Genomic DNA, 25470 nt, shown 5'->3' on the forward strand with positions numbered 1-25470 from the left:
TCCGCAAGGTTAATCCAACCTTGGATGCCTTTTTTATGGCAAGCGGCCCTGCAAGCCAAACATTATGCAATAGAAAACGAGCCGCTCCAAGAAATCCCTTGAATCGGCTCGTTTTTTTATCCGAATATTAATGAGTTCGAAGAAACTTAACCTTTAACAGAACCCGCCGCAATGCCCTCCACGATACGATCGCTGAGGAAAAGGAACATCAGCAGGATCGGCAAAATGCTGATCATCAGGGTTGCGCCGATAGCGCCCCAATCGGTCGTGTACTGACCGATAAAGTTCTGGACGCCGACGGTCAGCGTCTTGAACATATCCGAGCTGATGAACGTGTTCACGAAGATAAATTCGTTCCAGTTATAAATCATGTTAATGATGGCAGTCGTCGCCAGCACCGAGCCCGTCATCGGAAGCACGATCCGGAAGAAGACCCGGTGAACCGAACAGCCGTCCATGACCGCCGCCTCTTCCACTTCCTTCGGCAGCGTGTAATAGAATCCGAGCAGAATCATGATCGTGATCGGCATATTGAAAGCCACGTACGACAATATCAAAGAAACCGGATGATCGGTCAAACCGACCTTGTTAAAAATGCTGAACAGCGGAATCAAGGTAGAGTGAACCGGAATCATCATGGCCACCATAAACAACCCGAGCACGAATGAGCTGCCCTTCCATTTCATTCTCGTAATCGCGAAGGTGACGAGACTTCCCAGAATGACCGTAAGCGCAGTCGCGACAACTGTGATCCACACGCTGTTCAGAAAATAAACGCTGATGTTGCCGGCGCTCCATACCTTCTCGTAATTCTCCCAGCGCGGATTCATCGGAAGGGACAGAGGCGGAAGATCGAATACTTCCTGATTGTTTTTCAAAGAGAACAGCAGCAGCCATACGAGCGGGAACAGCTGGAATACGGCTACGCCGATCAGCACGATGTACAACAGCGCGTATCCAATCCTGCCTCCCGCTCCGTTTCCGGAACGGGCGCGCCCTTCTTGGAGCTGTCCTGTGGCTCCGGATATCATGAAGCATCCCTCCTTATGAATATTGGATCGTTTCTTTCGATGCCGTTAATTTCCGAATGACCCACGTTACGATCAGACAGATCACAAGCAGGAAGAACCCGATCGCGCTGCCGTAACCGAAATCATAAGCGCGGAAAGCCGTATGATACATGTAGGACGCCATAACTTCACTCGCGCCGTTAGGCCCCCCGTCCGTCATGACGAAGATGAGGTCGAAGTATTTCAAAGAACCTACCACCGCCAGCACGATCGTCACCTTGATCACTTCCATGATGAGCGGAAGCTTGATTCGGAACGCTATTTGGAAGGAGGTTGCCCCATCGATTTTAGCTGCTTCAACCAGCGAGGCCGGGATATTCTTCAAGGCTGCATAATAGATCAAGATATAAAAACCGGCATACTGCCACAAAATCGGAATAAACAATGCAAATAATACAAGCGACGGCTCGGCAAGCCATGCGGGCGGGTTCGTGATCCCGATGGACTCCAGGAAGCTGTTCACGATCCCGTTCGTCGGGTGATAGATGCGCAGCCAAAGCTGCGCGATGGCAACGGAGGACAGCAGCATCGGAATGAGATAGATTTTGCGGAACAGGTTGGCGCCTTTGATCTTGGAGGCCAGCACCATCGCCACGGCCAGGTAAATCATCAGGCTTGCAGCCGAGAATACGGCTAACAGCAGGGAGTGCCACGCACTGTCCCAGAACTTGCCGTCCGAGAGCAGGGCCTGGTAATTATCCAGCCCGATAAAGGTCATCGCACCGATTCCGTTCCATTCGTTCAGTCCGTAATAGGCGGTTAGCATGATCGGGATATACACGACAGCCATGATCACAAGCAGTGCAGGCAGAACATACAGCGCGATGATTTTTTTGTTGGACATCACTTTATCCAAAGTGTCCGACTCCTTTCTTCCTATGGTCTTGAGGAAAGATTTATCCGGCATCGCTGCCGGATAAATCGCATCCTGTTTCATCGTTGTCCCGAGTCTTAGTTCCCTTTGGAAATCGCTGCGTCATGCTCTTCGGAGAATTTCTCAGGTGTGACGGCTTTGCCGAAGAGCGCCTGGATCATGTTCAGATGCGTTTCGGCGGCATTCGCCTGCATTTGCACATCCGCGAACAAGGTAATGCTGCTAGCTTTGTTCATTTCATCGAACAGATCGATGTACAACTGTGGAAGCTCAAGCGCCGAGGTATCCACCTTGGTTGCCGGGATGACGCCGGCACCCGTTACCGACTGCTCGCCCCACTTGGTCACGAAATACTCCACGAATTTCTTGGACTCTTCCTTCACCTTCGAGTTTTCGCCGATGAACAAGCCGACGCCCGGTCCGCCTACCCAGCTGTTAATATCGCCCTTGCCGCCTTCGACGGTCGGGAATTTGAAGAATCCGACGCTGTCGCGGAATTCTTGCGGAATCTCTTCATTCGTCGTGAAGTTCGGCAGCTCCCAGGTACCCATCATGTACATGGCCGCTTTGCCGTTCAGGAATTCCGACTTCGCTTCCTCGTTGGACAAGCCGTTGAAGCCTTTGACAAACGCGTTGCCATCGACCAGCGATTGAACTTCGGCGGCTGCCTTGACGAGCGATTCGTCCTTAAACGAGCCAGAGCCGCTGATTGCACCGGCCAGCGTTTCTTGTCCGCCGATCCGGTCTGCCAGGTACATGTACCAGAGCGAACCGGTCCAGCGATCCTTGTTGCCGAGCGCGATCGGAGCAATTCCGTTATCGGACAGCGTTTTCACGACCGTCTTGAATTCTTCGTAGGTTTGCGGAATCTCCAGGTTGTGTTGTTCGAATATCGCCTTGTTGTAGTAAACCGGAGCGATATTGAACTCGAGTGGAAGCGCATACGTTTTGCCGTCAATCGCATAAGCCTCGGTCGTGCCCGCCACGAACTTGTCGCCCAGCTGGCCGTCCAGCAAATCGTCGACCGGTGCAAACAGGTTGCCTTCCACGTACGGCTTCAGGAATCCGGCTGCCCAGGTCACGCCTACGTCCGGAAGCTCGTTCGATGCGGAAAGCACCTTCAGTTTGTTTTTGTATTGCTCATTATCCAGAACTTCCTGTTTGATCGTCACGTTCGGATTCTCTTTTTGATATTCTTCGATGATCTGATTCACGATTTTGTTCTGTCCCGCGGAGACGCCCGCCGGCCACAAGTGCATGAAGTTTACCGTAACTTTATCGCCTTCGCTAGCGCCGCTGCCCGATTCTCCCGTGCTGCTGCTGTTCGATCCGCAGCCGGCTGCAACCAGAGCGAGACACAATGTCAAAAGCAGAACCGTCCATTTTTTATTGAACACGTTTACAACCCCTTTTCTAGTATGCTGTTCGCGTTATGAAACCGCTTTAATCAAATTTTATCAGTGAGGGGAAGATTGTATAAGGTCATAATGATTGGGACTAATTCCACTTTTATTGGATTTCCTCTCCGTTATCGGATACGCTTTGGCGATATTGGCTCGGGCTTACTTCCTCAAGGTCCCGGAACACTTTCACGAAATATTTCGCCGTCTGATATCCGACCTTCTCCGCAATTTCCGAGATCGGCAGCGGCGTCCCCGCCAGCAGTTCCTTGGCCCGCTGCACCCTGCGACGCGTCAGATACTCGCTGAACGTGAGCCCGGTCTGCTCTTTGAACAGCACGCTGAAATAACTGGAATTCAGATGAAGCACTTCCGCCACTTCCTTCAGCGATACCGGTTCCTGAAGATGCTGATCCACGTACTTCAGCGCTTCCTGCACCTGGACGCTGTATCCCTTATCCTGCTGCGCCGCCTCCAGCAGCTTGGGGTCGACCAGTTTCTCCATCCGCTCAATCCGATCGATCTTTTCCCGCCGTTCCAGCGCCGATTCAACCGCGGTTACCAGCTTCCGCTTATCCAGCGGCTTCAGCAGATAATCCACGACCCCGTATTGCAGCGCTTTGCGGGCATAGTCGAACTCCGAGTAGCCGGATATGACGATAATGACTGGCGGATGCTCCAGTTCATGCAATCGCTCAATCAGCTCCAGCCCCCCGATTTCCGGCATGCGGATATCCGTTACCACCAGATGCGCCACCTGCTCCTGCAGCCACTCCAGCGCCTCTACGCCGCTTGTAGCCGTCACGATTTTGCATCGGCCGGACGACCACGCCTCCAGGGTCTTTCTTACCCCTTCCCTCGTTCTTGGTTCATCATCCACGATCAGTATCGTTTTCATGCTTTTCCCCCTCCCCGTCGATAGCCGGGAAATCGTTCGGTATTTGAAATGAAATGGTCGTCCCCTGACCGACCACGCTGTGAATGCGCAGGCCGGCCTGCTCGGAAGCGTAATACAGCCTGATTCTCTGCTCGACATTGGCTATGCCGACGCCGCTTTTTTTAGCGGATTCCGCATACCCTTTTTCCATGGAGGAATATAACGAGGCTACGGTCTCCTCGTCCATCCCGGGCCCGTCGTCGGCAATCGAAACAACCGTGTAACCCGGTTGATCGGAGGCTTGCGCGCGCACAATGACGGTGCCTGGTCCCAGTCGCTGCTCAACGCCGTGCAGGATCGCATTTTCCACGATCGGCTGGATCAGCAGCTTCGGAATCGGCACGTTCTTGCTGGCTTCGTCCGCCTCGATTCTCCAGGATAACCGGTCGAGCATCCGCATTTTCATAATCATCAAATAACGTTCGGCATGATCCAGCTCGTCCCGCACCGATACCCATTCATCCTCGTCTTTGCGGTTGATCACGTAGCGGAATAATCCCGACATGGCAACCACGATCTGGGCCAGTTCCTCTTCGCCTTGATCGTCGAGCGCCCAGTAAAACGCTTCCAAGGTGTTAAAAAGAAAATGCGGATTGATCTGCGCCTGCAGCGCTTTAAGCTCCGTCCGGCTCTGTATGATCTCCTTCTGATACACGACCTCGATTAATTCGTTCAGGGAATCCACCATCTGGTTATACGAATTGTTAAGCTCATTGATCTCCATCGTCTTCGAGGTGACGGCAATGGGCTTCAGCGTTCCCAGCCTCACGCCGCGCATGGCTTTGATCAAATTCAGAATCGGCCGGATGATCATCGTCGTCAGTATAAAGCTCAAGATCAGAAACAGCAGCGCACCGACGGCTCCGGATACGATAATCGCGGTCCGCAGCACCGATATCCCTTCGGTCGTATAGTCTACTGGCGTCAGGATGACCAAATTCCAGCCCGTTGCCGCAGACTGCCTCTGTACGGCGATATAGTCCTCGTCGCCGACCGTAACGGTCTCTCCTTCGCGGTGCAGAACCGCCCTCGAATCCACCGCCGTCGCAAAATCCGACGAGATTTCATGGCCCGCCTGATCAAACAGCCCCATCGTTTCACGCGAATCGCTGCCCATGCCGCCGGCAGAATCCGTTAGCGCAAAATAGTCCTTCTCCAGCTTCACGAGCAGGTATCCGCCATGCGCAAAAGAATGGTCGATCAGCCGGATTCGGCGTACCGCTACCACCACGTCCGGATCCCGGGGATCCTGGCCGAACCATACCAGCTTCCCCATGCCCTTGTCAGCCGCTATAATCCAATCGACCCCGACCCGGCTGGTCAGACTGCCTTCGTCGAGCGGGAACAGCCGCCGATAATCCGTTGTATACAATTCAAGCGACCGGATGCCCGTAGCGTATGCCTCATACTTGCGCACTTCCTGCTGCAGGGACTGCCGCTCTCCGAAGGTAATCGGATGACCTGCGGTCTCCTGCGCGAGATAACGCTGAACCGTTGCGTTCGTGGACACTTGGGCCGTCAGCGTATCCACCTGCTTAAGCAGCGCATCCAGCTTGCCCGTGGCCTGCACGGCCGTCTGCTGGATATGTTTCTCGGCACTGTTGCGCAGAAGGGCGGAAACCTGGTCATATACAAAAACCCCGACTAATGCCAACACGATGATCATCACCAGCATAAACCCGAGGAAGATTTGATTCCGCAGCGTATTCAGCCTGCCAAACCTGTTCACGTTCTTACCCTCCCTTTCGCTTGGAACTGTAATTCACTATACACAATCTTGAAGAAGTTAGGGAGTCCTCGCTCATCTGCAGGGGCGGAAGCTATATGTACTTTATTACTATAAAAAGAGGAAGTGCGGGCAGGTTATTTTTCCCTCGCACTTCCTCTTATATACCGCTGAAACTTCCGCTATACGGGATACAATTCCTGATGACGAACCAGCTCCTTTTTGCAATCGGTGCACAGCCCTCTTACGGCACCGGAATCATCCGCATAAAAAGTCAGCGGGCGCTTGCGGCGGCACTTGCTGCAGGCTTGTCCACGCTGCCCGCTGCTCGCTCGCGTTTTGGATTTCAGCTGGATGACATTGCCCTTTCTTCCGCTGCTTCGCTTGCGTCCAAACCCAATCAATACCAAGAGGACCAAAACGGCGCCGGCCGTAATCCCGATCATCCACCCCATGTTTATTCCACCTCCGACATGTGCAGGCTATTTGTACAAAACAGCTACAAAACGAAATGCAGGTTTGCATTCCAAGCTCGACCCAAACGATCGTACTGCCTCCAATACCAACTGCGAACATTTTACCATATCTTCATTGTTAATAGAGGTTCCTGCTCATTATCCGTCACCATCGATAACCGGATTCTTGGAGCCAAAACACAAAAAAGCCTTCTCACTCCCGAGCTAACGGGAAGGAAGGCTTTCGCTGTGCTTTCGTTCATGCAACCGGCATGGTGTCAGATCTTCAACTCACCGAGTTTTATCAACTCAACGACAGCTTGCGAACGGCCCTTGACGTTTAATTTCTGCATGACATTGGAGATGTGGTTACGCACCGTCTTTTCGCTAATAAACAACTGCCCGGCGATATCGCGAGTCGTTTTGTCCTGCACAAGCAATTCAAACACTTCGCGTTCACGGTGGGTTAACAAGAACTTGCTGTTATGGTCGGTCCCCTTCAATGGTGTCACCCCTCCTTGCCCGGGTATGTGTGGTCTAACAAGGTTAAGGGATACAGTCAACTCATCTTATGTCAGATCAGGGGGGAAGGTGCGAAAGAGGCGAATAAATTGGGCGTTTGGCCCGTATCAGCGATTTTTATCCTTGCTTCCCACCGCTTGTTGGTCTATGATGGGGGTGTTAAAATTATTTTCTTCATTTTTTCATATTTTTAAAAATAATTTTCAGAACGGAATCCCATTCGTTATGCCCAGGCAATAAGCTCACCGGGAACCTTGAAGGAGGCTTGTGATGACACCAATCTTGCATATTATTTCTGTCGAAAAGGAAAGTCTGCCCCGTCAGGAACGACGGCTCGCGGAATTCATTTTGACAGCCCCATCCGAGATTGTGCATATGGGCATTAAGGATCTTGCCGATCAGTGCGAGGTCAGCGCTGCCACCGTAACCCGTTTTTGTAAGAATTTTCAGTGTAAGGGGTATCCTGATTTTAAGCTCAAGCTTGCGGCCGAGATCGCTCATGCCGAAATGGCCTCGCGCACGGGAAACACGCGCTATCAGGACATCGTGGCGGGCAACCCGCTGGCCGGGATCGTCGAGGCGATCGAATCCAATCATCTGACTTCCATCCGCGATACGACGGAGCTGCTTGATCTGGGTCAGCTGGAGCGCGCCGTGGATGCCCTGTGCCGCGCGAAACGCATTGATCTGTACGGCGTGGCGACCTCTTCCATCGTGGCGCAGGACTTTTACCAGAAGCTGATCCGGATCGGAAAAAACTGCACCGCTTTTGCGGATTCCCATATGCAGATCACGTCAGCCTCTACACTGACCTCTAGCGATGTGGCCGTTGCCGTTTCTTACTCCGGTGAAACGCCGGAGACCATCGATGCATTGGCCTGTGCCAAAGACGCCGGCGCCTTCACGATCAGCATCACCTCTTACCGGAGCAGCGCGATCTCCGCCCTGGCGGATATTACGCTGTATTCATCGTCGCTCGAGGAAGGTATGCGCCGGGGTGATATGGCTTCGCGTATCGCTCAGCTTCACATTATAGACATCCTGTTCATGGGAATGGCCAGCCGGGACTTCTCCACGTATGTCCCCCGTCTGGAGCAATCATATCTTAATGTTCAAAATTATCGCAAAAGCCGAGGAGGACAATAACCAATGAATATTTACACATTCCGCGACGAAGAACAATTCGTGCAAACAGGCGCTAACCTGATTTCCAGCCTGCTGCACACCAATCCGCGCGCCACGCTTGGATTGGCTACGGGAAGCACGCCGGTCGGGCTCTATGCCAAGCTGATTGAAATGAACCGTCAGGGGCTGGTCAGCTTCGCCCAAACCACGACGTATAATCTGGACGAATATGTAGGCCTTCCGGAGAATCATCCCGAGAGCTACCGCACTTTCATGAATGAGAAGTTCTTCAATCATGTCGACATCCAGATGGATCGCACCCATGTGCCGAACGGCAATGCTGCCGATCCGGAAGCAGAATGCCTGAATTACGACAAAATGCTCGAAGAATACGGCCCGGTTGATCTTCAGCTCCTCGGCCTTGGACATAACGGACATATCGGTTTCAACGAGCCTGGGGACTCCTTAAGCGGCGGTACCCATGTGGTTGAGCTGCAAGAGAAAACACGCAACGCCAATGCAAGATTCTTCCCGACCCTGGACGATGTACCGACCCACGCGATTACCATGGGCGTTGCCACCATCATGAAGGCCCGCCAAATTCTCCTGCTCGTTCGAGGAGAGGATAAAGCGGAAATCGTACACCGCGCATTGACGGGGCCGATTACCACAGAGTGTCCGGCATCGCTGCTTCAATGTCATCCGAACGTAGTCGTCCTTCTGGATCAAGGCGCAGGGAGACTGCTGGTATGAGCAGCGAACGCAAAGATTCGGTCCAATTGTTGTACGGTCAAGTCTTGACGCCAGACGGCTTCTGTGCAGACGGCGTGCTGGCGATCAAAGGTGAGGACATTGCTTACGCCGGAGATGTTTCCGGGCTCCCAGCCGAGCTTAAGCAGGCTGCAGCGGAAGTGATCAACCAACCCGGCGGCTACATTATTCCCGGATTTATTGATATCCACGTGCACGGCGGCAACGGCGAAGATTTCATGGATGCAAGCAAGGATGTCCTGGATAAAATCACGTCGTTCCACAGCTCCCAGGGAACCACGTCCATGCTCGCCACCACGATGACGGCGCCGAAGGCAGCCATCGACCACGTGCTTCGCGAAGTTAACGAGTACCGCAGCCAAGGCATGCCTTATACCAAGCTGGTAGGCGCACATCTGGAAGGCCCTTTCATCAGTCCGAAATGGCCAGGCGCACAAAATCCGGAGCATATCGTCCATGCCAATATCGACTGGCTGGAAGAATGGGTGTCCACATACCCGGATCTGATCCGGCAGGTGACCCTGGCACCGGAGCGCGAAGGAGCGCTGGAGGCCATCTCCTGGCTCAGCAGCCACGGGATCGTGGCCGCACTGGGTCATACGGATGCCACTTACGAAGAAGTGGAGGCCGCCGTGGAGGCAGGACTGAGCCATGGCGTGCATACGTTTAATGCGATGACAGGGCTGCATCACCGCAAGCCTGGCGTGGTGGGTGCGATGCTGGGCGATGATCGCCTAAGCTGCGAAATCATCGCCGACGGCATCCATGTTCACCCGGCTGCCATTCGGATTCTGGCCCGCATGAAACAGGACGACAACCTGATTCTGATCACCGATGCAATGTCCGCTACCGGAATGGCTGACGGCGAATATACGATTGGCGATTTGCCGGTCGTTGTCGAGAACGGCATCGCCACGCTTAAGAGCAACAGGGATAGCCTGGCTGGGAGTACGCTGACGATGATCAAAGGATTCCAGCTGCTGGTCCGAGAGGTCGGTTTGAGCATTGAGCAGGCCTCCCGGGTCGGAAGCCTCAATCCCGCCAGAAAAATCGGCATCGATGACTGCACCGGATCCCTTGAGTCCGGCAAACTTGCCGACGTCCTGGTGCTCTCCAGCGACTTGGAGCTGCAAGGCGTTTGGATTCAAGGAGTACGCAAGCATTAATCCGCTACCTTAACACGCATTGCAAATAAGCAAAGGAGCTGCCTTAGTTAGGATGACTTCAATCCTAATGGGCAGCTCCTTTTGGTATAAGGGTTTTACCGGCTGTTTCGATTGCCGCCAAACCAACCGTCGTCCGTATCGTTCTTCATCAGGTTGCCGCGGGTGTCGTTCATGCCGTTTCGGCCGCCAAGGTTCAACGGGAAAACGCGGTTGATCCAAGAGCCGAAATCACGCGAAAGCGTACCAACCGTGTTCGCTGCATGACCATCCGTTCCAAAACGACGGGCATGCTGATAAAATCCTTCATCTGCGGAAACATATACTTGACTGATATGTGGAGCGGTTTTGCGAATTTTGTTCGTTATTTCATTATGAACATGCTGAGGAACCTCTTCACGAGTGCTCATCATACCCATGTTGTTATTGTTGTAAGTTCCATAAGGAACGCCATTGATGCCTGTTCCCATATAGGTGTCATTAGTCGTTCCCCTAGTTCCTGTAAGGCTGTTGGTTCGTAAACCGTCAGTACCCGTAAGTCCATCAGTGCGTGTACCCATAAGTCCATCAGTACGTGTGCCGTTAGTACCCATAAGTCCATTCGTGCGTGTTCCGTTTAACGTATTATAATTGCTGCCGCCAAATCCGCCATGGGTTGTCGTTCCATTAACGCCGAAACCACGGTTATCAGCCGTGCGACCAAGCCCTGTTGTGTTTTCTACAGCACGCGTGGTATTTCCCACGACACGTTCTGTACCCCTAGCTATGTTGTTCAGCAGGCCCACGCTGCCCGTGCTCGAAGTTCCGAACGTACGGTTCCTAACATTTGTTCTGTTCATGCCTGTCGTCGTCCGGCCGTCTGTATAACGGTTTGGAGTGCTCAAGCCTGTGACATGCCCGTCAATACTGTTGGTGTTTGCGCCATCTTTGGACAGCGAAACGTAGGCAGTGTGATTCGTCACGAAAACATGCGCAGGTCCCACGCCACTGATATCCGACACTTTTTTGGACAGCGTTTTGCTGTACTTCAGGTTCGTCAGGTCATGCTGCTGCGTGTTTCGCACTTGCAGGTTATTATTGCGCACGGATTTCACACCGACACGGCCACCGTCCACATTGTTCGTACGTGTGGTGTTGCCGTCATTGGCGTTACCGCATCCTGCTACTGCAGCCATACTAAGCAGTAATGCCGCGGAGACGGTCAGGTTGAGGGCCTTGGATTTAATCATGTTTCATCCTCCATCTCTATAATGAGTGTGTTAACATCGTATAGGATGACCTTGCGGCAGAGGCGGTATGCTGAAAGGTTTTAACATGGAGAAAAATGCGCTACAGGCCATTTATGCACAAAAAACGCCGATGGAATCATCGGCGATCATTTCATTAACTAATCATTCAATTAAAGAAGTCCTTCTTAATGACCGCTGTCTGCTGACTTTTCAAGCACTTGTTCCACCCAAGCCATGTTCTCCTGATACCATCGAATCGTCTCACGAATGCCGCTTTCGTAATGATATTGAGGAGCCCAACCGAGTTCCTTCCTTATCTTATCTGCATTTATCGCATAACGGCGGTCATGTCCGGGACGATCTTGGATATGCTGAATCAAGGTTTCGGGTTTGTTCAGTTCAGACAGGATCGTTCGAATAACCTGCAAATTATTCCGTTCATTATGTCCTCCGATATTATATATTTCGCCGTCGACGCCCTGGCGCAAAACCAGGTCAACAGCTCGACAATGATCTTCCACGTACAGCCAATCGCGAACGTTCAAACCGTCGCCGTATACCGGAAGGGGCTTGTTATGCAAAGCATTGTAAATGATAAGCGGTATTAGCTTTTCTGGATACTGATATGGGCCGTAATTATTTGAACAGCGCGTGATATTGATCGGTAATCCAAACGTTTCATAATAAGCTCGAACCATCAAATCGGCGCCTGCTTTGCTTGCAGAATACGGACTGTTCGGTTGAAGCGGTGATTCTTCGGTAAATAGGCCGGTGGCTCCCAGCGTGCCATAGACTTCATCAGTAGAGACCTGGACAAACTTGACGACTCCATATTGCCTCGACAGATCGAGGAGCGTCTGAGTTCCTGCCACATTCGTCAAGACAAACAATTCAGGCTGCAAAATGCTGCGGTCGACATGGGACTCAGCCGCAAAATTAACGACCGCATCAACCCCCTCCTTAAAGAGGGGTTCTAAAGCTGCCCGGTCTCTGATATCCGCTTTCACAAAACGATATTTGGGATTCGTCCGCACCTCGCTCAGATTTCCTGAATTGCCGGCATACGTTAGTTTATCCACATTAATAAATTCGTCATTCGGATGTTGAGACAGCATATATCGTATAAAGTTACTGCCTATAAATCCCGCACCGCCTGTGACAACGATCTTCATGCGACCTCACCCCTCGTATATATAGTTATTTTCTGCCAAAGCCAATCGAGGATGCTTTGAATCTTTCTCAGAGAGAACAGGTTTGTTCACAGGCCAATCGATATTGAGATCCGGATCGTTCCAGGCTATTCCCCGATCATGCTCTGGCGAATAGTAAGCATCGACCTTGTATATGACCTCCGTATCGTGAACAAGGGTACAGAAACCATGGGCAAACCCTTTGGGAACGAGAAGTTGAATGAAATTGGCTGCGGATAAGATAAAACCTTGCCATTGTCCATAGGTAGGGGAGCCCGACCGAATATCAACGACCACATCATAGATCGCCCCGCTTACAACGCGGATCAATTTCGTCTGTCCCTCGGGAGACAGTTGGTAATGCAGCCCTCTAATAACACCTGCCTCACGTGACATCGAGTGATTGTCCTGAATAAAATGGTCGTTAATGCCGCATCCTTTAAGAACTCGATCATTGAAACTTTCCATAAAAAATCCCCGATGGTCTTGGTGAACGGCCGGTTCAATCCGTTTCACGCCTTGGAGCTTTGTATCCGTGATTTTCATCTGCTGCCTCCGGTACATGGATTTGAGAGAGCTTTACCGAAAACATCGGTTGCCGCTCTCTCGATTATTTATATGTCTAATCCCCAATTAGGATATAGGCATACGCTCCCCCATGCAAAAATCCCGATCGCCGCTGCAGATCGAGATTTCGCAATGATATATATAAGATCTAACCTAAATCGATTCTTATCTTCTCTTTAACTTCTTCCAGCAGGCTCAGCACTTCTTCCAAACGGTCCCCTTTCACGATGATCTGGCCGATTCGGTCAGTGCCAACCCTGAATTTATTTACCTTCTCGCCTATATGATAATCAAATGATATTTGAATAATATTCTCATGCTGTTCATTTCCGTTCTCAAGTCCAGTAATATCCCCATCTTTATCGGAGATCAGTAATTCACACGCACAAGGCTGTGAAGTATGAGAGGGAAATGACGGATTCATGCGAAGAGCAGCCTTGATGATCTGCTCATAGTAATCGAATCCATAGAAAGTGGACACCAGTTCGGGCAAGCATGTAGCTCCTGCTCTGCCTCCGATTTCAAGAACATACACATGCCCGTCTTTCAAAATAAAATCCGCATTGATTGCGCAATGATTTAATTCCAACGCTTCGATACTTTGTTTCAACTGGGAAAACAGATCTTGCTGCACTTCTTCGGGCAATTCATATGGGACATAGTGACCGATGGGAACACCGGTATCCCCATAAAAGACGAAATCCCCGTGCGGCATGATGAATTGAATTTGGTTATCGTAGACGAATGCCTGTGCGCCAAACTCGGTTCCTTCAATAAACTCTTCAACGATGAAAAAATCCAGTTTCGTATCCTTGCGCACGGTTTCAAATGCGTATTCCACATGGGCCATATCGGCAACCTTCACAATGCCCTTGCTTGCTCCCCCGTCCACTGCCTTAAAGATAAGCGGCGGCGACAATACTTCGAAAGCGCTGTAAGCTTCCTGCAAGGTTTGGACTTTCAGAAATCGTGCCGTTCGTACGCCATGTTTCATAAAAGCCTGTTTCATCTTCCATTTATTTGAGGAGAGTAGAGCGGATTCATAACTCAATCCGCTTACTCCCAATTCATCCACGACTCTGCCGATCGACTTGACGGCCACGTCCGTACCCGTTGTACAGATTCCATGAATTCCTTCATGCCGGGCGATTTCGACAATCTTATCCATATGGGTCGTATCCTCGTAGTAAACCTTGTCTGCCTTGGCAAACCCGGGATAGTTTCCTTGTCGACTCACAACAATAACGTATAATCCCATTCTTTTCGCGGTTTCAATTAATGGGAGCTGGGAGATTCCCGCACCTAGAACCAACAGTTTTCTCATGGCTTAAACTCCCTTATACGGGTTATGATCCGATCCAAGTCCTCCTCCGTAATGTTCGGATGAATAGGAAGGGTCAGAATTCTTTTCCAGATCTCCGAGGAGAGCGGCACGATCGCTTTGAGATGCAGGTAGCTCGGATGCAGATGGCACGGATAATAATGGACGCCCGTCGCGATATTGTGTTCCTGCAAGTGTCCAATCATACGGTCCCTCTGGCTTTCCTTGCTGAATTTAACCTGGAACAAATGCCAGGAGCTTTGAGCATACGGCTGTTCACGAGGAAGTTCCAGCCATTCCAAATCCTTCAGTTCGGATTGGTAACGAGCCGCTATTTCTTTTCGTCTTCCGTTCAATTGGCTCAGCTTATTTAACTGAACGAGCCCGATGGCAGCCTGCATGTCGTTCATATGATATTTGTATCCTACGTCATCAACGAAATACTGCCAGGCATACACCTTCTCATGTGACGACCGTATCCACGTATCGCGGGAAATGCCTACCCACCTCTTCTCACGCAGCTTACGGTTCATCCACTCGGTATTGCAGGTAATTGCGCCGCCTTCACCACTCGTCAAATTTTTGACGGCATGAAAGCTGAAGCAGGTAATATCGCTGACGGAGCCGATCTTTTTGCCTTTATATTCCGCGCCGCATGCATGCGCAGCATCTTCTACTACCTTGATTCCATTGGCATGCGCCAACTCATGGATGGTATCCATATCGCAGGGATGCCCGCCCATGTGAACGACGATAATTGCCTTGGTTTTATCTGTTATCTTCCGCTTGATATCTTCCGGCGATATGTTCATCGTATCGGGTTCAATATCCGCAAAAACCGGCGTTGCTCCCACATAGCTAACCGCATGGACTGTGGATATGAACGTGATGGAAGGCACGATGACCTCGTCACCCGGCCCAATACCCAAAATGTCCATGGCCAGATGGAGCGCGGCCGTACCGGAATTGAGCGCAACCGCGAAACGGCTGCCGACATACTTGGCAAATTCCTGCTCGAACTGTTCCGTTTTGGGGCCAAGTCCAAGCCATCCTGACCGTAAAACATCTGCTACAGCGTCGATCTCCTCTTGACCTATACTCGGTTGAAGAACGGGTATCAGCTTATGGTCCAAGTGAACCTCTCCTTTCATAATCCCACGTCATTCCGACATTAGAATTTGTGAACGCCATCGTTCGGCGCAAGCTTCCACTGAAAAATTCGCCCATGCTACTTGTTCCGCACGCTCCGCGATGCTCTGCCGTAGTTCCGGCTGTTCGATCAGTTGGACCATGGCTTCGTACCAATCATCGCTCTCACCGGAAACAATCAGGCCGTTTTCCTTCCCGGCAACCCATTCATCGTAGGCCGGAGAAGATGTATAGATGCCCGGAATCCTGCAAGCGGAATATTCGCGAAATTTATTGTTGCTTTTGCAATCATGCAGCAGCGTTCGCTCCAACGGCGCTAACCCGATATCCCAGTTGGAACGGTAAAGGCGCTTCAGAAAGTTTTTATAGTTCTCATCGTAGGATTCCGTAAACACCTGCGGCTTCTCCCTGAGTTCATCGGGAACATACCCGCAGAACTCGATTCTGAGTTTATCCCCGTATTTCCCAATGATTTTGTGCAATGCCCCGATAACGGGTTCAAAAGCCACTTGTTTTTTTCCGCCTTCATACCCGATTACGACTTTCCCTTCTTCTTTACGGTTCTTTTTCAAACCGGAAAAAACGGAGAAATCAACGCTTCCCGGAAAATAGATTATTTTTTGGGGACTAAAATGCGTTTCAAGATGTTTGGCAAAAAAACTGGAAGCAACCTTTACGCTTTGGGCGTTTTTCAGAAATTTAACATACGTCTTTCTTCGTGAAGAATCATGATAATATCGTCCCATATCCGAACCCGGAGACATCGCGATAAAATGGTCGTCGATCACGTACACCGTCTTTTTCCCCATCTCCCGGGCCATCTCCAGATACTTATAAGCTTCGGGCTGAACCGTTCGGAAGAAGAGGACGATATCCGCTTCAGCCAGCCTTGATCTGTCCATCTCATCATCGGATCTGACGTCAAAGTCGCAAACTCCCATCTTCTCCAGATGGCGGAGGGGCTGCTCAATGCCGATTTTATAGGATGCGATTTTTTCCGATCCGACGATGAGTACGTTTATATCCCCTCTTTTCCCTCTTTTCCCCATGTTCCCGCTCTCTCCCCCGATTTTACGTTTTGAAGATATATCTCTTCCAATTATCGATGCATGTCTGAAGCGAAAAATGCTGCCGGGCTGACCTATGCGCATTCTCCTTGATTCTCTGCCGCATCGTCGGATCTTCAATCATGGCCTTGATTCCCTCATACCAATGCTGCTCGGTATGCTCAACCAAGTAGCCGGTTTCGCCCTGCTCGACCCAATGCGTATAAACAGGAGACTTCGAGTATATGCCCGGAATGCCGCAGGCACCGTATTCACGGAATTTGGTATTCGTTTTTCCCTTGTTAAATGAATTGTTGGCAAGCGGCGCAATCCCGATGTTCCAGTTGCTCTTATTAAGCTTTTTCAAAAACTCCTTGTATTCCATCCCCCCGCCTTCATATTTGACGCTTGGATGATCAGCCAGCGAAGGCGGAAGGTAGCCGTAAAATTCTAATCTCACGAACCCCCCGTAATAATCCAAAATTTTGTTCAACGCTGAAATGACGGGCACGAAATCTTCCTCTTTGTCCCCTCCTGCATAACCGATGACCACTTGCCCCTGATCCTTATCCGCCTTCTCGTTCTGGTCCAGCCACTCGAAATCGATGCTGGCAGGGAAGTAAATCACGTGTCTATTGTACCGCTCATGAATATAGGTGCCGAGATCAGGAGCATCGACTTTAATGATTTGCGTATTTTTCAAAAACTTAATAAACGTCTCTCGACGGATCGGATCGTTGTAATATTCGCCCACCGGAGTTGTTGGCTGAATCTCCAGGAAATTATCGTCAATAACATAGACCGTCCTTTTATTCAGCTGATGGGCCAGCTCTAGTAATGCATAGGCCGCCGGTTCCACATTGCGAACGAATACAATCGTGTTCGCGGCCGCAATCATTTCGTGGGTCACGTCGGTTTCCAGTTTCACGTCGAATTGCAGGTTCTCTTGTTTATTCAGCGTTTGGAGGGGCTGGATAACGCCGATTTCAAGCGACGGTATCATGCCTGCCGCGATAACCAGAACGTCCATCTTGGGCAGAGCCGTCTCGATGACGGCAACAGCGGTTTGGGACCTTTTCTGGGCATCGGCGCGCCCTTGAGCGAGCCCTTCCTCTTTTCCCCGCTGGAAACCGTCTAAACTGCCCTTTTGATATGCGCTAAGACGAACAGGATGGTGTTTTCGTTTTCCAGCTCGCTTTCGAGGCCTTATTTTTTTTCTTAAAGCCATCTTATCCTTCTCCTTTATAAGCTTCTTGATGACCGGCCTCCATACCCTCCGCATAACCAACGTTAAATCCTTCGTTATACGCTTTATCAAACCCCGCATCATAGGATTGATTGTATTCGGCAGCCGTTTGTCGCGGAGCTATTCTTCCTGGACCTTTTCTTCTCTTTCCCCCAAAAACTCGATTCGCCCCCTTCCCTCTTAAGCCTCTTCCACGGATTCCTTTTCTCTTCAACGCAGCACCGCCATTTTTTTTCCTTGCTCTCATCCGTCTCACCCTTTTCTCTTTAATTAAATGTTATCCGCCTTAATCACCGGAGGAGAAATGATTGGAATTTCCTCCCCATATTGCTGGATTTCGTGCTCGTTCACTAGCAGCGGCTCGTAAAAATCAAGGCGCCAAGCCGCTAAGACGAGCCGATTCAGGAATCGCTGCAGCCGATTCCCCTTGTACTGATAAACGCTGCCGTTCTTATGCTTGATCAGTTTGCCTTCTTGCTCCCAAGATTCCGTGGATGGAAAATACACAGTCCTCATACGCCCAACGGCTTCCTCCGCAGCCATGGGATCCCCGAGCGGCCAGCAGCGGAGATCAACCTGTGAAACCCGTACTGCCTGAATGCCGACGGCTCCATGAATCGTATGCCTGATTCCGTTCTCAATCCAATAGATTACCGAGTCTGCCCCTGTCACGAAGACACACGTCGGATACATATCAACGGTCCGCAGCTTCATGTCCCGGTTTAAGCTCCGCTGCCACTTCAGGGACAACATCTCATGAGGATCTTCCCACTTGCTGGAGTAGAAAGTAAGATTATTCGCATACACTTGTTCGAATCTGGAATTTAACGTCTTCATGCTGACGCTGCCATAATGGTGAATAAACGTATCCTTGGCGATAATGAGCTGCATTCCAAGAAGACGGGCACGCAGCCCATAATCGTCATCTTCACAGTTGCCGATCTCAAAGCCCTCGTCAAAATAACCCAATCGGTAAAAATCATCACGCCGAATCAACATGCAAAAACCTGTCAAGCGTTCTGTAACGGTCCAGCTGTGCGCATTAGAGTGATTGTATGATTTGGAGAATTGCTGCATCTCCGCGGTATCGTGGTAGCTTACATGAATAAGTTGCTCTCCGCTGATATAATTTGTCACCGGACCGACAATCCCGAACTGCGGGTCGCTGTGCAGACAGACGAGTAAATTCGTGAGCCAGTTGGTCGTTACAACGGAATCATTATTTAAGATCATCAACGTTGTTCCTTTTGCCATCATCAGTCCCTGATTTACAGCTCCTGCAAAGCCTAAATTTTCTTCATTGATTCGAAAGCGAAGCCCTTGGGAAGATTTGAGAAATTCCGCAGTTCCGTCATCGGATGCATTATCAATAATAATGAGTTCATACGGCGTGCCGGTATATTGAGCGATACTTTCAATGCATTCTTTTAAATAAGGAAGCTGATTATAGGTCGGTATAATGATACTTGTACCCTCAAAAACATTCCTGAATTGGGATATTCCCATATGCCGCCCCCGGCTGTATCCATCCTTGTAGCCGGAATGGAAGCCTTTGTTAAACCCGTCGTTGTAACCGTCCGTTTTATGATGGCTGATACGGTTCATAAGGTTGCTTCCCCGCTTGCTAAGGAATCAGCCAGATGCCCGAAATCGACAGCGACCTTTCCGAGCTCGGAGGCAATTCGCTCTGTAATGATAACAGCCGGAATGCCGGCGCCCACCAGCGCGATGTCGAATGGATGCCCTCGAATTTCATCCATGATTCTGGGAATATCGTGGATACCTTCCACGGGGGCCACCGTGCCCGCCACCTTGATTCCGCGGCCCGACAGCACCCGTGAAAGACCGGGAGCGGAATTGCCCACCACGAGAACTCGACGTCCTGCAAGGATCCCTCCCAGTAAACCTTCCAAATGCAATGCATAGTTGACCGTCGATAACGTTAGTTGCAACTTTCGATAATCAATGCCATGCGCTTTAAAAACCGAAAAGCCCAGAGGTTGAAAGTTCGGCAATCTTAGTTTGGGAATGCCAACGATATCGGCCTTTCTCACGGAGGCTGCCAACATATCTCTTGCTTTTAGATCAGGTAAACGAACACCGGCATAACTTAAAAAATGTCCTTCTTTACGCACTTCGTCCGTGTTCAAAACCAACTCCTGCGCAAGCGTAAGCAGTTCCCCATCCCCTAAGCGGATAACGGACAACGGGGAGCTTGAATCCAAAGCTTCGTTAAGCCTCCTTGCAACCTCCGCCGCGCTTAGAAGACGATAATATTGAGAACTCATTTGTTCCATACCAGCTTCGATAATCTGGCGAACCGAAATTTCAGGAAGAATCTCTAGCTCCGGGAGTATCGAGTCCACGATCCCTTCTCCTCCTTCATATAATCCCTTCGCGTACTCCTCTCCCGAGCTTGGTTTTGCCATCGTTTCGGGTTCCGAAGGCCGCGACCTCATCATCGCCTGGTCGTAGCCGGTATCAAAGCCTTCATTAAACGAAGCTGCCGCTTGTTCCAGCAATTTCTGGGTACAGTCGCTTGGCGTTTGGCCTTTTGTTCTCTGAAGAATAACTTTTCGCTTATGTCGCCTCTTTACCGGCCTGTGTCTTCTTTTCTCTAAGTGCTGCCGTATGATGATCACCCCGTCTTACGCACAATATATTCTTTGGAACTCATTAGGAAACGGGTATAACAATCCAATTTGGCTTGACTCAAGGAAAAATGATACGAAGCATCGTGCTCAATCGTTTATGGTAGGTATGATCCTTTCTTGTTCTTATCAAGCCATTTAAAGCAATTCGCTGTCGCTCTTCCTCATGACGCAAGTAATAGTCGATTTTATCCATCAGTTCATCATAAGAGCCGTAGGTTTCTATTTCCGTACCTGGGGAATATAACTGATCCATATCGTGGCGGATATCCGATAACTGAAGCGTGCCACAGCCGGATATTTCAAACGTGCGGGGATTGACGGAAAGCGCCTTTACCTTTCTGCTGTTGGCGTTGATTGTATCGTCATCGGATGAACGGTGATGGTTGATGACGATCTTGGCTCCATTGTAGTACGTTGCCGTGTCCTCCGGCGTCATCCAATCGCCGAGCTTAATCTTGTCGGACAGCTGGGCGTAATGTTTCATCCGGTCCCACCACCATCCGGAAATGACGACTTTTTTATTATTCAATATCGGGGCCAGATGATCCATTAACTCCACTCTGTTCCAATAGGCCGTTCCGATAAAACAAATATCGGTCTGATTGGAGGTCGGCACATGCTTCGGATAAAATACGTTCGGATTGACTGCAAAAGGCAAGTGATACACATGCTGACAACCTAAATCGCGATAAAATGATACGCAGTTGGATTCAAGCGTAAAGATATAATCGTAACGGGGAGCGATCGAAACCGTCCAGTCCGTATAGTACGGGTCATCCGTAAACCAAATCGCCGTTTTAAATCCGCTATCCCGGAGCGCTTTGAGCGTATCGGCTTCCAAAACGACACCGTTTAAAGCAAGTACTAGGTCCGGCTGGAATTTCTTAGCCAAAAGGACGATATCTTCTGAAGGGCTCGCAACCGAGAGACTTCTGACCAGTCCCTTTAATGCGTCAGTCACCGCCTGATCCAGCGCAGGATAAGGAACGCCAATGCCTGCAGTGACATAAAGAATACGGAGATCGCGGACCTGCTCCTCTTCCTTGGGTAAGGACCTTATTACCGCATCGGAAAAACCGAGCCTGTATCCCTCTCTCCGTCCCACTGAGTAACCATTTCTGTATCCTTCCAACTGGGCGGATTGCTCTCCCCCCTGAAGCAGCAAATGCTCATTCATTGTTCTCATGCGGTCAGGCCTCCGGATTTATTCATTCCCGAAATAGGGTTCACCACAATCGGCCACTGGCTTGGTACAAGGACTGGAAGGTTCCGGCGTCCGTCCACCATCCGTCTAATATGTCATAGGTAAGCTGCCCCTTCGATGCATACACATTGTTCACGTCGGTAATTTCCAATTCGCCTCGTGCCGATGGTTTTATGGTTCGGATCGTTTCAAACACCGTCGAATCATACATATAAATACCGGTTACGCAATAATCGGATTTAGGCTCCTCCGGCTTCTCTTCGATCATGACGATGTTGTCTTTCTCCAAGACGGGAACACCGTATCTCTTCGGATCAAGAACTTTCTTCAGAAGCACGCGCGCTCCAGCGGCCTGTTTTTCAAAAGCTTGCACAAAGGTGATTAGATGATCCTCAAACAGATTATCGCCAAGAAGCACAACGAACTTTTCGCCAGGTGTTATGAACGGTTCGGCAAGGTATAATGCTTGGGCAATCCCCCCGGCTTCTTCCTGGATTTTAAATGTGACGCTTACTCCCCATTCTTTTCCGCTGCCGATCAGGTCTGTATACAGACCAGCCGATTGCTTGCCGATCACGATGAGAATTTCCTCGATGCCCGCTTTTTTGAATTTCTCGATTCCGTGACATATCATCGGAACCTTCCCGACAGGCAGCAGATGTTTATTTATGACTTTGGTCAGTGGATAAAGCCGGGTACCCGTACCTCCTGCCAGAATGACGCCCTTCATATAATCCTTCCTTTCGCAAAATAGATGATTATACATAGATCGTTGGATCGACGCCCCATTTATCCATGAATTTTTGTTTGTTTGTATCGATAAGATGCTTCACTTGGCTCATGTCCTGCTTGGCAAAGCTGGCACTCCCATGATGAAAAACGAAAACATCGCCCGCGATCCTGAACGTATACCCCGCATTCCTGGCCCGGTAACAATAGTCATCGTCTTCAAAATGACCTGGTGAATATCGTTCGTCCAGCAGTCCGATGCGATCCATCAATTCCCGTTTAAACAGGAAACATAAGCCTACGATTCGATCCACTTGAAGCCACTTACTGGCATCCGGCTCATTCAGCTGGTTCGACATCTCTTCTAAGCTGGTATAAGGCATATCGATCTGTTGTTTTCCGCTTGCATAGTTGGTAAGCGGCCCGACGATTCCGATCTTGGTTTCGCTGTTCAAACAATTCAACATATTCTGCAACCAATTGCGGGTGACGATGACATCATTATTCAGCAGGAGCAGCGTATCGCCGGTTGCAATTTTCAAACCCTTGTTGCATGCAGCTGGAAAGCCAATGTTGTTTGCCAACGAAATGAAGGTAATCCCCTCCTGACGGCAGATGTCAACGGTGCCGTCGGAGGAACCATTATCAACAACGATGATCTCGTAAGGCTCATTCGTATGGCGTTTAATGGAATAAATGCAATCCTTTAGCAGCTCCCTGCCATTGAAAGTCGGAATAATGATGCTTGTTTTTTTCATAGCTACCACCTTCTAAACCTTGGTTAGCTGCCTTTGTCTAATCTGATCCATAAAAGATAGCCGCGGCCCCTTTATGTCGAATACCGTTTTGAGAGCTTCGATGTGGTCTCCGATGATCAAATCGGCAACTGCATTTTGTTGTCCGACATTTCGAGCTCGGAGCCGATTTTTCGTAATCACGTCTACGCTGGCTGGTGCATTTATTTTCAAACCCTTTTCAAGGGCGATGACTTGCGCTTTCGGTGGGACAGATAAATTGGCGTATCCGATGATTTGGGCAGCTTCCTTCCTTATCGCGTGAGGTACCGCGGTAAGCGAATTGGCTTCGAGATCCGCCCTGCCCATGGATCGGTTAATAAACTCCTTCACTATGGTTACGTAGTCTCTGCTGGAAAACATCCCGATCAATGGAGAAATATCATTTAAGGCAATATCGCTACCCTGTTCAATGGCATCAATGAAAGGTACGAGATGCTCTGCTAATATCGGAACATCTCCATCAAGGAACAGCAGAATTTCAGAATCGGCTAACTTCGCCCCGACCGCTCTGCCAACATCGTGTCCCAAAGCTTGTTGGTAGTGTACAATGATGGCTTTCGATTGGTTTCGGATCATTTCAAAGCTTTCATCGGTGGATCCGTTCACCACAAAAATGATTTCATGAAGCGGCAGCCGATGAAGCTGCTCCAGCAATTTAATAATCGTGTCTTTCTCGTTCATCACCAAGACGATCGCCGCTACCCTTTTGTCCGTCGGCAGGAGAACGGCATTTCCTAGATATATTCCGGAATGCTTACTGTGTCCTTCCACAAATTTGGACGCCGCTGCGTGGTAAACCGTCCATGGCAGCGGTTTGACTGAATGGTACCAGCGATTCCAGCTCTCGTTCACTTTGATATGTGGGGGTGTATCCGCCGTTGTTGAAACTTCATGGGCCGCTTGCTGATAACCGGCAGCATAAGCTCTCTCATTCCAATTGTCGACCGCTCCGTTTGAAATCCGGCGATTCTTGAACATAAGAGCCCCTAATTTATGACCGCTCCGTTTTCTCTTGGTCCTTGCTCTTTTATTTATGCGTTTCATTGCTCTCCTTAAAGAACTTGAGGCGGGTATCATACCTCGTCTCCGCTTTCTTCGCACCATCTCATCACCACACGCTTTCTCTTTTTCGTGCGAGATCCGATCGATTTCCCCGCATGCCGGATTGAGAGATTAACCAATCTATTGCTTCCAAATGATCCCCCACAATCAGGGTTTCAAGGGGATCATTCCCTCTGGTTCTACCCCTCCTGGGATTTCTTTTTCCTACATCCACGTAATGAATCCCCCGTACCTTCAAGCCATTATAAATGGCCATTGCTTGAGCTTTCGGAGGAACGGCCAAATTGTCGATACCAATCAGATTTACCGCTTTTCGGCTCATTGCATGTGGAATGGTTGTAAGTGAAGCTCCTTTCAAATCGGGATTGGATACCAAAATGTTTAACGTATGCTTAGCGAGGATAACGCTGTGAACGTGATGTTTATCGGTCGGACCCAAATACTTGTTCAAAGCCACGTCCACCCCCTCTTCTACGGCTTTTGTCAAAGGGGTCATATCACTTGCTTTGATTACGATGTCTGCATCGGTAAACAGCAAGATGTCTCCTCTAGCCGCTGCAGCGCCGATACTTCGTCCCACGTCATGACCGAGCGGAAACGGCAGGTGGATCACCCTCGCTCCGGTGCTCTGAGCAATTTCTGCCGTACCGTCCGTTGAACCATTGGCAACAACGATAACCTCTGTGTTGGCGTGCACTTGGTTGGCTTGCCGAATGACTGCCGCAATGGTCTTCGCTTCGTTCATGGCAGGAATGATGACGGATACCTTCGGAAACTCGGCATTTATGATCGGGGACAAGGATCCTCTCCTCTTTTTTCTGTTAACGGGACTCGCAGGACTTCGTTTCGACATGTTTCTCACCTGCCAAGTTGGGATTAAGAACACTTCCTCCTCATTTTATGTATAGGTTTATTTACTGTAACGGCGTTCGTACCTTACACCGAAATAAAACGTCCATGGACCATCGAACATACCGCTATCTTTCTCAACGCATAAACTACAGGTAATACGATGAAAGGGAGTGAAGACTTATCAGAACGATTCGAGACCTGATCCGTGAATTCGAGCGAGGTAATGCCTACGTTAATGTTCGCACGATCCAAAATCCGAACGGAGAAATTTGCGGCCAGTTCGGCGGTAGGTTATTAAAAGCAAAGTTTCAGTCCATTTAAAAATAAGTGGGCGATACCGGGTTGTTAGGTTTTGTCGAATGGCTAATTTATTCTGGCTGA

The 25470-nt window shown here is 50.0% G+C and carries 26 protein-coding genes; 4 read left to right on the top strand and 22 right to left on the bottom strand.

All coding sequences use genetic code 11. The annotated features are described in order from the left end of the window. Nucleotides 1-146: 146 nt before the first annotated feature. The 7 genes from JNUCC32_RS18040 to JNUCC32_RS18070 form a co-directional block, all read right to left on the bottom strand. Nucleotides 147-1031 (bottom strand): carbohydrate ABC transporter permease, encoded by an 885-nt coding sequence (locus JNUCC32_RS18040; protein WP_096775370.1) that lies wholly within the window; start codon nt 1029-1031, stop codon nt 147-149. Between the two features lie 13 nt (nt 1032-1044). Next, nucleotides 1045-1926, bottom strand: a complete 882-nt coding sequence (locus JNUCC32_RS18045; protein WP_090910779.1) for a carbohydrate ABC transporter permease — start codon at nt 1924-1926, stop codon at nt 1045-1047. 95 nt (nt 1927-2021) lie between these two features. Continuing rightward, nucleotides 2022-3341, bottom strand: coding sequence for an extracellular solute-binding protein (locus JNUCC32_RS18050; RefSeq protein WP_096775369.1), 1320 nt, complete (start codon nt 3339-3341; stop codon nt 2022-2024). Nucleotides 3342-3453: 112 nt separating this feature from the next. Continuing rightward, nucleotides 3454-4242 (bottom strand): response regulator transcription factor, encoded by a 789-nt coding sequence (locus tag JNUCC32_RS18055; RefSeq protein ID WP_192569344.1) that lies wholly within the window; start codon nt 4240-4242, stop codon nt 3454-3456. After that, entirely contained in the window at nt 4217-6010 is a 1794-nt protein-coding gene (locus tag JNUCC32_RS18060; protein WP_192569345.1) for a cache domain-containing sensor histidine kinase, read from the bottom strand. Before JNUCC32_RS18060 ends, JNUCC32_RS18055 begins: the two co-directional genes overlap by 26 nt. A gap of 179 nt (nt 6011-6189) precedes the next feature. Then, complete coding sequence (locus JNUCC32_RS18065) at nt 6190-6462, bottom strand: hypothetical protein (RefSeq protein ID WP_192569346.1); 273 nt, start codon at nt 6460-6462, stop codon at nt 6190-6192. Between the two features lie 278 nt (nt 6463-6740). Beyond that, nucleotides 6741-6965 (bottom strand): helix-turn-helix domain-containing protein, encoded by a 225-nt coding sequence (locus JNUCC32_RS18070; RefSeq protein WP_006208732.1) that lies wholly within the window; start codon nt 6963-6965, stop codon nt 6741-6743. 289 nt (nt 6966-7254) lie between these two features. On the opposite strand from JNUCC32_RS18070, the gene JNUCC32_RS18075 reads away from it, so the two are divergent. Genes JNUCC32_RS18075 through nagA form a run of 3 tightly spaced genes read left to right on the top strand, consistent with a single transcriptional unit; the run spans nt 7255 to nt 10046 of the window. Next, complete coding sequence (locus tag JNUCC32_RS18075; protein ID WP_015733966.1) at nt 7255-8130, top strand: MurR/RpiR family transcriptional regulator; 876 nt, start codon at nt 7255-7257, stop codon at nt 8128-8130. A gap of 3 nt (nt 8131-8133) precedes the next feature. After that, nucleotides 8134-8862: a glucosamine-6-phosphate deaminase gene (gene nagB, locus JNUCC32_RS18080; protein WP_192569347.1), complete on the top strand. Its 729-nt coding sequence runs from the start codon at nt 8134-8136 to the stop codon at nt 8860-8862. Further along, entirely contained in the window at nt 8859-10046 is a 1188-nt protein-coding gene (nagA, locus tag JNUCC32_RS18085; protein WP_192569348.1) for an N-acetylglucosamine-6-phosphate deacetylase, read from the top strand. The genes nagB and nagA overlap by 4 nt, the downstream gene beginning before the upstream one ends. Nucleotides 10047-10141: 95 nt before the next feature. Here nagA and JNUCC32_RS18090 read toward each other — a convergent pair whose 3' ends face one another. From JNUCC32_RS18090 to JNUCC32_RS18160, 15 genes are all read right to left on the bottom strand, one after another. After that, complete coding sequence (locus JNUCC32_RS18090; RefSeq protein ID WP_192569349.1) at nt 10142-11272, bottom strand: YhcN/YlaJ family sporulation lipoprotein; 1131 nt, start codon at nt 11270-11272, stop codon at nt 10142-10144. A gap of 185 nt (nt 11273-11457) precedes the next feature. Beyond that, on the bottom strand, nt 11458-12444 hold the full coding sequence (gene rfbB, locus JNUCC32_RS18095) for a dTDP-glucose 4,6-dehydratase (protein ID WP_192569350.1): 987 nt from the start codon (nt 12442-12444) through the stop codon (nt 11458-11460). 6 nt (nt 12445-12450) lie between these two features. After that, complete coding sequence (gene rfbC / locus JNUCC32_RS18100; RefSeq protein WP_192569351.1) at nt 12451-13008, bottom strand: dTDP-4-dehydrorhamnose 3,5-epimerase; 558 nt, start codon at nt 13006-13008, stop codon at nt 12451-12453. A gap of 169 nt (nt 13009-13177) precedes the next feature. Then, entirely contained in the window at nt 13178-14353 is a 1176-nt protein-coding gene (locus JNUCC32_RS18105) for an ATP-grasp domain-containing protein (protein WP_192569352.1), read from the bottom strand. Continuing rightward, a complete protein-coding gene (locus tag JNUCC32_RS18110; protein WP_228468775.1) occupies nt 14350-15483 on the bottom strand; it encodes a DegT/DnrJ/EryC1/StrS family aminotransferase in 1134 nt (377 codons plus the stop codon). The genes JNUCC32_RS18105 and JNUCC32_RS18110 overlap by 4 nt, the downstream gene beginning before the upstream one ends. 27 nt (nt 15484-15510) lie before the next feature. Then, nucleotides 15511-16548 carry a glycosyltransferase family protein gene (locus JNUCC32_RS18115; RefSeq protein WP_192569354.1) on the bottom strand — a complete coding sequence of 346 codons (1038 nt, stop codon included), beginning with the start codon at nt 16546-16548 and terminating at the stop codon, nt 15511-15513. Between the two features lie 22 nt (nt 16549-16570). Next, nucleotides 16571-17773 carry a glycosyltransferase gene (locus JNUCC32_RS18120; protein WP_192569355.1) on the bottom strand — a complete coding sequence of 401 codons (1203 nt, stop codon included), beginning with the start codon at nt 17771-17773 and terminating at the stop codon, nt 16571-16573. Between the two features lies 1 nt (nt 17774). Beyond that, nucleotides 17775-18038 (bottom strand): hypothetical protein, encoded by a 264-nt coding sequence (locus JNUCC32_RS18125; protein WP_041621943.1) that lies wholly within the window; start codon nt 18036-18038, stop codon nt 17775-17777. A 23-nt stretch (nt 18039-18061) separates the two neighbouring features. Further along, nucleotides 18062-19396 carry a glycosyltransferase family 2 protein gene (locus JNUCC32_RS18130; protein ID WP_192569356.1) on the bottom strand — a complete coding sequence of 445 codons (1335 nt, stop codon included), beginning with the start codon at nt 19394-19396 and terminating at the stop codon, nt 18062-18064. Beyond that, nucleotides 19393-20157: a GT-D fold domain-containing protein gene (locus JNUCC32_RS18135; protein WP_228468776.1), complete on the bottom strand. Its 765-nt coding sequence runs from the start codon at nt 20155-20157 to the stop codon at nt 19393-19395. Before JNUCC32_RS18135 ends, JNUCC32_RS18130 begins: the two co-directional genes overlap by 4 nt. Nucleotides 20158-20503: 346 nt before the next feature. Further along, entirely contained in the window at nt 20504-21631 is a 1128-nt protein-coding gene (locus JNUCC32_RS18140) for a CgeB family protein (protein WP_192569358.1), read from the bottom strand. A gap of 40 nt (nt 21632-21671) precedes the next feature. Beyond that, complete coding sequence (locus JNUCC32_RS18145; RefSeq protein ID WP_192569359.1) at nt 21672-22379, bottom strand: sugar phosphate nucleotidyltransferase; 708 nt, start codon at nt 22377-22379, stop codon at nt 21672-21674. Between the two features lie 28 nt (nt 22380-22407). After that, nucleotides 22408-23136: a glycosyltransferase family 2 protein gene (locus JNUCC32_RS18150; protein ID WP_096775351.1), complete on the bottom strand. Its 729-nt coding sequence runs from the start codon at nt 23134-23136 to the stop codon at nt 22408-22410. Nucleotides 23137-23148: 12 nt separating this feature from the next. After that, on the bottom strand, nt 23149-24153 hold the full coding sequence (locus JNUCC32_RS18155; RefSeq protein ID WP_228468777.1) for a glycosyltransferase family 2 protein: 1005 nt from the start codon (nt 24151-24153) through the stop codon (nt 23149-23151). Nucleotides 24154-24283: 130 nt separating this feature from the next. Further along, nucleotides 24284-25090 carry a glycosyltransferase family 2 protein gene (locus JNUCC32_RS18160; protein WP_192569361.1) on the bottom strand — a complete coding sequence of 269 codons (807 nt, stop codon included), beginning with the start codon at nt 25088-25090 and terminating at the stop codon, nt 24284-24286. 200 nt (nt 25091-25290) lie between these two features. Here JNUCC32_RS18160 and JNUCC32_RS31605 point away from each other — a divergent pair, with 200 nt between their 5' ends. Beyond that, nucleotides 25291-25410, top strand: a complete 120-nt coding sequence (locus JNUCC32_RS31605) for a CHRD domain-containing protein (RefSeq protein WP_228469005.1) — start codon at nt 25291-25293, stop codon at nt 25408-25410. Nucleotides 25411-25470: the final 60 nt, after the last annotated feature.

Origin of the sequence: Paenibacillus sp. JNUCC32, assembly GCF_014863545.1 — a bacterium.
Classification (GTDB): Bacteria; Bacillota; Bacilli; order Paenibacillales; family Paenibacillaceae; genus Paenibacillus_AQ; species Paenibacillus_AQ lautus_A.

Bases quoted from the DNA above. Each gene is read 5' to 3' on its own strand.
- JNUCC32_RS18040 (WP_096775370.1), bottom strand. From the start codon at position 1,031: ATGATATCCGGAGCCACAGGACAGCTCCAAGAAGGGCGCGCCCGTTCC.
- JNUCC32_RS18055 (WP_192569344.1), bottom strand. From the start codon at position 4,242: ATGAAAACGATACTGATCGTGGATGATGAACCAAGAACGAGGGAAGGG.
- JNUCC32_RS18065 (WP_192569346.1), bottom strand. From the start codon at position 6,462: ATGGGGTGGATGATCGGGATTACGGCCGGCGCCGTTTTGGTCCTCTTG.
- JNUCC32_RS18075 (WP_015733966.1), top strand. From the start codon at position 7,255: ATGACACCAATCTTGCATATTATTTCTGTCGAAAAGGAAAGTCTGCCC.
- nagB (WP_192569347.1), top strand. From the start codon at position 8,134: ATGAATATTTACACATTCCGCGACGAAGAACAATTCGTGCAAACAGGC.
- nagA (WP_192569348.1), top strand. From the start codon at position 8,859: ATGAGCAGCGAACGCAAAGATTCGGTCCAATTGTTGTACGGTCAAGTC.
- JNUCC32_RS18090 (WP_192569349.1), bottom strand. From the start codon at position 11,272: ATGATTAAATCCAAGGCCCTCAACCTGACCGTCTCCGCGGCATTACTG.
- rfbB (WP_192569350.1), bottom strand. From the start codon at position 12,444: ATGAAGATCGTTGTCACAGGCGGTGCGGGATTTATAGGCAGTAACTTT.
- rfbC (WP_192569351.1), bottom strand. From the start codon at position 13,008: ATGAAAATCACGGATACAAAGCTCCAAGGCGTGAAACGGATTGAACCG.
- JNUCC32_RS18105 (WP_192569352.1), bottom strand. From the start codon at position 14,353: ATGAGAAAACTGTTGGTTCTAGGTGCGGGAATCTCCCAGCTCCCATTA.
- JNUCC32_RS18115 (WP_192569354.1), bottom strand. From the start codon at position 16,548: ATGGGGAAAAGAGGGAAAAGAGGGGATATAAACGTACTCATCGTCGGA.
- JNUCC32_RS18120 (WP_192569355.1), bottom strand. From the start codon at position 17,773: ATGGCTTTAAGAAAAAAAATAAGGCCTCGAAAGCGAGCTGGAAAACGA.
- JNUCC32_RS18125 (WP_041621943.1), bottom strand. From the start codon at position 18,038: ATGAGAGCAAGGAAAAAAAATGGCGGTGCTGCGTTGAAGAGAAAAGGA.
- JNUCC32_RS18130 (WP_192569356.1), bottom strand. From the start codon at position 19,396: ATGAACCGTATCAGCCATCATAAAACGGACGGTTACAACGACGGGTTT.
- JNUCC32_RS18140 (WP_192569358.1), bottom strand. From the start codon at position 21,631: ATGAGAACAATGAATGAGCATTTGCTGCTTCAGGGGGGAGAGCAATCC.
- JNUCC32_RS18145 (WP_192569359.1), bottom strand. From the start codon at position 22,379: ATGAAGGGCGTCATTCTGGCAGGAGGTACGGGTACCCGGCTTTATCCA.
- JNUCC32_RS18150 (WP_096775351.1), bottom strand. From the start codon at position 23,136: ATGAAAAAAACAAGCATCATTATTCCGACTTTCAATGGCAGGGAGCTG.
- JNUCC32_RS18155 (WP_228468777.1), bottom strand. From the start codon at position 24,153: ATGTTCAAGAATCGCCGGATTTCAAACGGAGCGGTCGACAATTGGAAT.
- JNUCC32_RS18160 (WP_192569361.1), bottom strand. From the start codon at position 25,090: ATGTCGAAACGAAGTCCTGCGAGTCCCGTTAACAGAAAAAAGAGGAGA.